General features: G+C 58.9%; 8 protein-coding genes. 5 read left to right on the top strand and 3 right to left on the bottom strand.

All coding sequences use genetic code 11. The features are described from left to right. The first annotated feature begins 113 nt into the window (after nt 1-113). Together HMPREF2860_RS07440 and HMPREF2860_RS07435 are read left to right on the top strand one after the other, a co-directional pair. Nucleotides 114-1,076 carry an ABC transporter ATP-binding protein gene (locus HMPREF2860_RS07440; RefSeq protein ID WP_187402556.1) on the top strand — a complete coding sequence of 321 codons (963 nt, stop codon included), beginning with the start codon at nt 114-116 and terminating at the stop codon, nt 1,074-1,076. Nucleotides 1,077-1,089: 13 nt separating this feature from the next. Next, a complete protein-coding gene (locus tag HMPREF2860_RS07435; RefSeq protein WP_070560019.1) occupies nt 1,090-1,869 on the top strand; it encodes an ABC transporter permease in 780 nt (259 codons plus the stop codon). Nucleotides 1,870-1,930: 61 nt separating this feature from the next. Here the strand turns inward: HMPREF2860_RS07435 and HMPREF2860_RS07430 are convergent, their stop codons facing one another. Continuing rightward, nucleotides 1,931-2,707, bottom strand: a complete 777-nt coding sequence (locus tag HMPREF2860_RS07430) for a queuosine precursor transporter (protein WP_048759186.1) — start codon at nt 2,705-2,707, stop codon at nt 1,931-1,933. 22 nt (nt 2,708-2,729) lie between these two features. Further along, on the bottom strand, nt 2,730-3,422 hold the full coding sequence (locus HMPREF2860_RS07425) for an ArsR/SmtB family transcription factor (protein WP_070628722.1): 693 nt from the start codon (nt 3,420-3,422) through the stop codon (nt 2,730-2,732). A 201-nt stretch (nt 3,423-3,623) separates the two neighbouring features. On the opposite strand from HMPREF2860_RS07425, the gene HMPREF2860_RS10910 reads away from it, so the two are divergent. Continuing rightward, nucleotides 3,624-4,907 carry an MFS transporter gene (locus HMPREF2860_RS10910; RefSeq protein ID WP_168164998.1) on the top strand — a complete coding sequence of 428 codons (1,284 nt, stop codon included), beginning with the start codon at nt 3,624-3,626 and terminating at the stop codon, nt 4,905-4,907. A 29-nt stretch (nt 4,908-4,936) separates the two neighbouring features. After that, a complete protein-coding gene (gene gluQRS, locus HMPREF2860_RS07415; protein ID WP_070628721.1) occupies nt 4,937-5,857 on the top strand; it encodes a tRNA glutamyl-Q(34) synthetase GluQRS in 921 nt (306 codons plus the stop codon). A 264-nt stretch (nt 5,858-6,121) separates the two neighbouring features. Here the strand turns inward: gluQRS and HMPREF2860_RS07405 are convergent, their stop codons facing one another. Continuing rightward, nucleotides 6,122-6,469, bottom strand: coding sequence for a DUF4288 domain-containing protein (locus HMPREF2860_RS07405; protein WP_070628720.1), 348 nt, complete (start codon nt 6,467-6,469; stop codon nt 6,122-6,124). 142 nt (nt 6,470-6,611) lie between these two features. Between HMPREF2860_RS07405 and HMPREF2860_RS07400 the strand changes: the two genes are divergently transcribed. Further along, a complete protein-coding gene (locus HMPREF2860_RS07400) occupies nt 6,612-7,064 on the top strand; it encodes a flavodoxin family protein (RefSeq protein ID WP_049181406.1) in 453 nt (150 codons plus the stop codon). The last annotated feature ends 1 nt before the right edge of the window (nt 7,065 follow it).

The following is a 7,065-nucleotide window of genomic DNA, read 5'->3' as shown; positions in this document are numbered from 1 at the left end:
TGCCAGCTGTGGAGGTGGCATGAGGTGACACCCGTGTCGTGAAGTGGAACTTGGGCCCGGGGACCTCAAAACTAGACCTAGCTCTACTGCGCGAGGCAGTCTCAACCGGCATCATGGAGGGCATGATCACGGTTGAACGACTCAGCAAGAAGTACGGCTCGAAATTAGCCGTCGATGACCTGTCCTTCACCGTTCCCGACGGTGTAGTGACAGGTTTTCTCGGCCCAAACGGCTCCGGCAAGTCCACCACCATGCGCTGCATGCTGGGCCTCGATGCCCCGACCACGGGCCAGGCCTTGTTCACCGGGACGGATTCACAGGGCAACACCTACAGCAACCAGCCCTTTTCCACGCTGAAGAATAAGCCCAGCGTCGCGGGCGCAATCCTGGATGCGACGTGGCACAACAAGGCTCGTTCGGGTCGTGCTCATCTGCGGGCCCTCGCCCGCGGCGCCGGCATCCCCGACACCCGTGTGGAGGAGTGCCTCGAGCAGGTCGGTATGACCGAGGCGGCGAAGGACAAGGTCGGCGGCTATTCGCTGGGTATGAAGCAGCGTCTGGGAGTGGCGGCGGCTCTGCTCGGCAAGCCGCAGCATCTGATCTTGGATGAGCCGGTCAACGGCTTGGACCCGGAAGGCGTCTCGTGGATGCGCCACACCATCAAGGCCCTGGCAGCACAGGGCTGCGCTGTTCTCGTGTCGTCGCACCTCCTTTCCGAGATGCAGCTCACCGCCGACCGCATTGTCGTCATCGGTCGCGGCCGCATGATCGGCGAGTACACCATGGACGAATTCCTCGCCGACGGCACGGTCGTCGAAGTTGAGGTCGATGATCCGGCTCGGCTGCTGCAGGCGTTGGGGCCGGTGGCGCGTGGGGTTGACGTCGATAAGCAATTGCGCATTCCGCTTTACGACGGCATCAGCGAGCAGCAACTCCGCCGCGACATCGCAGCCGCTGCCCTGCGTGAGGGGCTGCTGGTGACGCGGTTGAACACGAAGCGCGACAACCTAGAGGAAAAGTTCCTGGCTGCGACCCAGGAATCGCAGGAGTACCGCGCGCAGGCGATTGGGCAGTAGGGGAGTGACTGAGATGAGTTTTGGAAATGCTTTGCGGTCGGAATGGACGAAGCTAGCCAGCCTGCGCGGTACGTGGGTGTATGTGGTGCTGTTGGTCGGCTCGATAGCTGGGCCGATGGTGGCTTTCAGCATGGCGGCCGACGTTGGTGCGACAGCTGATTGGGAATTGCTGCTGTTGGGGACGGTGATCTTCAACATGATCGTGATTGCCTTTGGCGGCTCCACCCTGGCGGGTGAGTACAACGATCAGATGAATGCGCATGCGTTCTTGACGCAGGATCGAAGGAGTTTGTGGCTGGCCGCGCGGATGACGCTGACGCTTGTGTTGATTGCTGCCTGTTGGGTCATCGGTGTAGCTATTGCCTGGTTGGCAGTGACAGTTTCGCCGCGCGTGGAGTTCGAGGGCGGTGACGCTGCCACGGACATGCTCGCCGGAGTGCTTGGCTTTGTCGTGTTTGGGCTGATCGCGATGTCGCTGGGAGTGTTGACGCGCTCGCGTGTGGCCGCGGTCGCCATCCCGCTGGTGTGGATCCTGGTGGTGGAAAGCATGCTGGAGTTCGCGGCGCTCGCGTATGCGATTTTCCGGCCACTGTGGCTGGTCACGCCGGGGGCGCGCATTCAGCAGTTGTCAACGCAGCTGGGCGGTCTGATGGCAAACCCGGAGAATCCACGTACTGGCTTTGAAGCCGGGATGACGCAGCCGATGTGGTTCAACATCGTGGTGTTGGTGGCCTGGATTGTTGTGGCTGTTGGCGTTGCTCATTGGGCCAATGCCAAACGGGATGTGAAGTAGAAAAACAAAAAGTGCCGCGACTACTCGCATCTCAGGCGAGGTCGCGGCACTTTTTTCGTCGTTAAGCGGGAACGTGAGTGTCGTAGTAGCCTTCGCGGCGCTTGACCCACGCGATGACGGCGTAGGTGATTGGCATGACTACGATCTCGACGGCGGTCTTCCAAATGAAGCCGACGATGACGTAGTTGACGAAGGTGCCCCAGGTGTCGATGCCGATGGCGGTGGCGGCGATGGAGCAGAAGATGAGCGTATCGACGAACTCACCAACCACAGTCGAGCCCATCAGGCGCGCCCAGAGAGCCTTTTCCCCAGTGCGCTTCTTAATTGCGTTGAGCGACCAGGCGTTGAGCAGCTGACCGACGACATAACCGGCCAGACCTGCGAGGACAAGCTGCGGGACGGTGCCAAGGACGGTGGCGAATGCTTCCTGGTTTTCGTACCACGGTGCCGCCGGGAGCTTGATGGCGGCAAAGAAGCAGAGCATTGCGCCGGCGAGGATGGCAAACCCGGTCCACACGGTGCGGCGGGTGGCTTTGTAGCCGTAGCACTCGGAAAGCACGTCGCCGATGACGTAGCTCAAGGGGAAGAGGAAGAAGGCACCGTCGGTGGCCAGGCCGAAGATTTCCACGCCCTTGGTGGCGGTGATGTTGGAGACAATCAGCACGCCAATGAAAATGGCCGTGAACATCGGGTACAGCGATTTCGGTACCGGGATGTGGCGTGGCGTGGTTGCTGCGGATTCGGACTTGGTTGCGTTCTCGGGCGCGTGCGAGGTGCTCACAGCGGCAGCCTCGGCGTTGCCCGGCCCAGACTTGGGCAGGTTTTCGTTATTTGTCACGGGAGGGAATGTTACCTGCCGGCTAGGGCTCCAAGCGAGCGCCGATGAAGTCTTCGAGGCCGACTTTGCCTTCTGCCGTGAGTTCGAGTCCGCGGGAATTGGGGATTGGGGTCAACCAACCCTTTGAAATGAGGCCACGCAGGAGCGCGGCGCCGAGCGATCCGGCCAGGTGAGAGTCGGCGTGTGTCCAGTCCTTGCAGAGGAACGCTGTCTTCCTGCTTGCGTCGAGGCTGGATAGGCCAGTGCCGAGGTAGGCGAAGCATTTCTCGGCGTTGGGGCCAAAGGTGACGTCCCCGGCGTCGGTGATGAGTGCTTCTTTGGCGAAAAGGGCCCGAGTGAGTTGTACTCCGAGAGATCCTGCCAGGTGGTCGTAGCAAGATCGAGCGAAGGTAATTGCTGGTTGGTGCTCTGGGATGGGTGCGGCAGTGTCGGCGCCGGCAGCCTGGAAAAGATTGGCAATTACCTGGCGTATTGAGGGGTTAGCGATGGAGTAGGTCGCGCTTTTTCCCTGTCGTTCGACATCGACGATTTTGGCTTCGCGGAGGCGCCGGAGATTGTTGGACAGCGTCGATTCGGCGATGTTGGTGGACTCGGCGAGGCTGCGCACGCGAGTGGGGCCATTTTTGAGAAGGTACTCCAGGATTGCCAGGCGCACGGGAGACGAGCATTCCGCAGCGATTGCGGCTGCCTGCTCGAAGTACGTGCGCTGTTTCATGGTGTTAGCGAATCACTTTGTGATGTTCGAAGCAAGTGGTGGCGCGCGAAATGGTGGGCTGAACTGGCTTTATGGGGTTCGTTTGGGTGTGACGACGTAAGGTGCTGCGAGTTAGTTCTGTCGAAAGTCTAGTCATCCAAACTGTTTTGTGAAAACATGCTTTCCATAACCAGAAAGTATGAATTGGTTGGAGGGGTGGAGATGGCAGAAATGGCAGGTGGCGCTGACGCGAAGGCTGCGAGTACGGCAGATGCTGCTGATACTCGAGCGAACGCTATGAAGGCTGCGGGCGCTACAAAAACCGCCGACGTCCGAGACGGAGCAGCGCTCGCGCTGGGGCTGGTCATCGTAGTGATCGGCAGCACGATGCCTTCCGGACTATATGCCTTATACCAGCATGATTGGGGTTTGAGCGCCAACAAAACGGTAGTTGTCTTTGCATGCTATGCGGTGGGTGTAGTGGTCACGCTCACATACGGACATTTGTCAGACTCGCTGGGGCGAAAGCCAATCGCACTAGTCAGTATGGCGCTGTCATTGGCATCAACCCTGATGTTTCTGGCGGCGGGGTTAGTCGATTCACATGAAATGGTTCTATATGCCGCTCGAGTGATTTCAGGATTCTCAGTCGGTCTCGCAACGGGATCATTTACTGCCTTGTTGCAGGAGAAATTGCTCACGCATATCGGCGCGCTCACAAGTACGGTGGCGGTCTCTGGGGCATTAGCTTTAGGTCCGTTGTACTCGGCTGTGGTGGCACAGTTTTCATCGTCGCCACTGCAGATGCCGTACTGGATTTACGCAGCATTGACTGTGGTTTCGATGGTTGGTGTCGCCCGCGTGCGGGAGCGTAGCTGCGAGAGAAATTCGGTGAGCTGGCGGCCGCAGTTTGGTGTGGCTCGGGATGTGATTCGAGTTTTCATTCCGGGAGCGTTAGCGATTGGTTGTGCGTATGGAGTCAACGGTCTCTTCCAGTCCGTAGTCCCGCTGGCTGCGAAGGATATGGGCTTCGATACGCAGCTAAAGATTGCGTCGATTACAGCTTTGATGCTTGGAGTATCGGCAGTGACTCAGGTGATGCTCGGGCGGAGGGCGCAGCGGGTCTCGTATCCGGTGGGCTTGGTGATTCTCGCGCTCGGGCTGGGTGGCGCAACAGTGAGTTTGCTTAGCTCAAATGCTGTTTTGCTGATTATCGCAACCGTTATCTGTGGTGTTGGCCAAGGGATCTCTTTCAAGTATTCGCTGCTGCGGGTTTCGGAAGCGGCACGTGGAAAGGACCTTGCTGCGACCGTTTCCAGCTACTACATCGTGGGCTATGTGGGAACGGCAGTTGGCCCGCTCGCGGCGGGTCTGAGTGGCGGAAGTAGCGCGGTGGTTGGAATTGTGTGTATCGCATTCGCAGTGCTATCCGTTGCGGTTGCAGTCGCGGGTAGTCGGCAAGCTGCGAAAGCCACGGCGGCTACGGAAACTACGGCAGCTACGTAGAGCGCGCGACATTAACTACCGTTGTAGTCATGTCGTCTAATCTAATCACCGGCCGCTACGCCCCTTCGCCGACCGGTCGGCTGCACCTGGGAAACCTGCGCACCGCAGTGTTGGCCTGGGCGCACGCCCGTGCGCAGGGTGGCCGCTTCATCGTGCGTATCGAAGATATCGACCGCCAGCGCTCCCGCCCCGAGTATGAGGCGCAGCAGCTCGCCGATCTGGAGGCCATTGGCATCAACTGGGATGGCACCCCGGTCCGCCAGTCAGAACGCTCTGACCTGTATGAATCCGCGCTCGCCGACCTCACGCAACGCGGCCTGACTTATCCCTGCTTCTGCACGCGCCGCGAAATCCTCGCCGCCTCCTCCGCGCCCCATGGCGTGCCAGGTCAGTATCCCGGTACGTGCCGTTCGCTTGACGACGAGCACCTCGCCGCGAAAAAAGCCGAATTTGCGGCGGCGGGGAGAAGGCCGTCGATACGCCTGAAATCGCAGGTGCGTGAGGGGACTGCGACTGATGAGCTGCATGGCGGGATTACCGCCCCGATCGATGACTTTGTCCTTCAGCGTGCCGATGGCATGTGGGCCTACAACCTTGCGGTCGTCGTCGATGATGCCGAGCAGGGTGTCACTGAAGTCGTGCGTGGTGATGACCTGATGTCCTCGGCTCCGCGGCAGGCTTACTTGGCTGGTCTTTTGGGGTATGCGGCGCCTTCGTTCGTGCACGTACCACTGGTGGTGAACTCGGAGGGGCGCCGGTTGTCCAAGCGTGATGGCGACGTGACTCTCGGCGAGGTGCCCGTGGATGCAGCGCAGCGGTGGATTCTGGATTCGCTCGGTGGCGGTGTTGGTAGCGATGGTGGCGGTAATACAGAGATCGACTCCATCGCTGACCTCCCGGAAGCCCTACGCGCGGGCATGAAAATTCCTCGCGAACAGGTGATTTTCTAGGGGCCGCCGAGAACTACCGCTAGCGCATACGTTATCGGCAAGAGTGCGAAAGCAACTAGTGCCGCCACGATTGTCAAACCGTTTGATCGGGCCTTCAGTGCTGCAAGAAAGCTAACCAGACCGAATCCGAAGACTCCGGCAGCGAGGGGTATTGTCCAGAAATTGGAGAGTGCAGTGCTGACGAAAAACAGTCCAATGTAGCAAGCCAAGGCTAGGAAGAGTGCGGCAGCGGCGAAGTTTCGGTAGCGATTCATGATGCGGGGCCTAGGGCTCTGCTAGAGGATCTTTGCCGCCTAATTTCATTTCGAAGCGCTTGTAATCCTCGAGGGAAGCGAAGTGGCGAGAATAGATGTCGATGTCTGTATCGACGCGACCGTAAAGAGCGGGGGCGACATCTACGATGTGGCGCAACGTGACAGATCCGCCCGAGTGGGAAGACTCTTCTGGGGTTAATTCATTTTCGCGGGCTAGTGCTTCGACCTGTGCGTATGCGGCACTATCAGAATCGGCATAAACAATGTATAAGTCCTCACGGAAGAAGCTCCCATTCACTGAGGTTGAATCTCTTTGCTTTATTAACTCAAAAACTGCAATTCCGATGTATGGTTCCATCTAATTTTCCGTTCTTCGAATTCCGCCTAGTTCAGTACGAATTTGAGGCTTTCTTGTTGGATGCCACGACTACTCGAATTGATACACATTGGATTGTTGCTGAAACCTATGCTTACCCTACTACTTCGTTACCCTCGGGGATATGCCTACTCTTCTTGTCGTCCACCATTCCCCAACCCCGCTCCTGCAGGAAGTCTTAAGCCACGTGCTCGAGGGCGCCAACGATCCCGCGCTAGAGGGCGTGGATGTCAAGGTCGTCGAGGCTCTCGATGCCACCATCGACGACCTGACCAGTGCTGACGCCATTCTGCTCGGCACCTCCGCCAACTTCGGTTACATCTCCGGCGCGCTGAAGCACTTCTTCGACACCACCTTCCGGGAGGCGCAGGAAGCCACTAAGGGGCTGCCATTTTCCTACTGGATCCGCGGCGGTTTCGACACCACCGGCGCGGAAAATGCCATGAAAACCATCACGACCGGCTACAAGTGGGAGCTTGCGGCCGAACCCGTCGTGTTTGTCGGTTCGCTTGACGACGACATCTCCGACCGCCTGGTAAATCTCGGTGGCACCATGGCTGCACAAATCTTGGGTTGAT

Origin of the sequence: Corynebacterium sp. HMSC064E10, from assembly GCF_001812505.1 — a bacterium.
Taxonomy (GTDB): domain Bacteria; phylum Actinomycetota; class Actinomycetes; order Mycobacteriales; family Mycobacteriaceae; genus Corynebacterium; species Corynebacterium amycolatum.
This window is presented reverse-complemented; position numbering and strand designations above follow the sequence as displayed.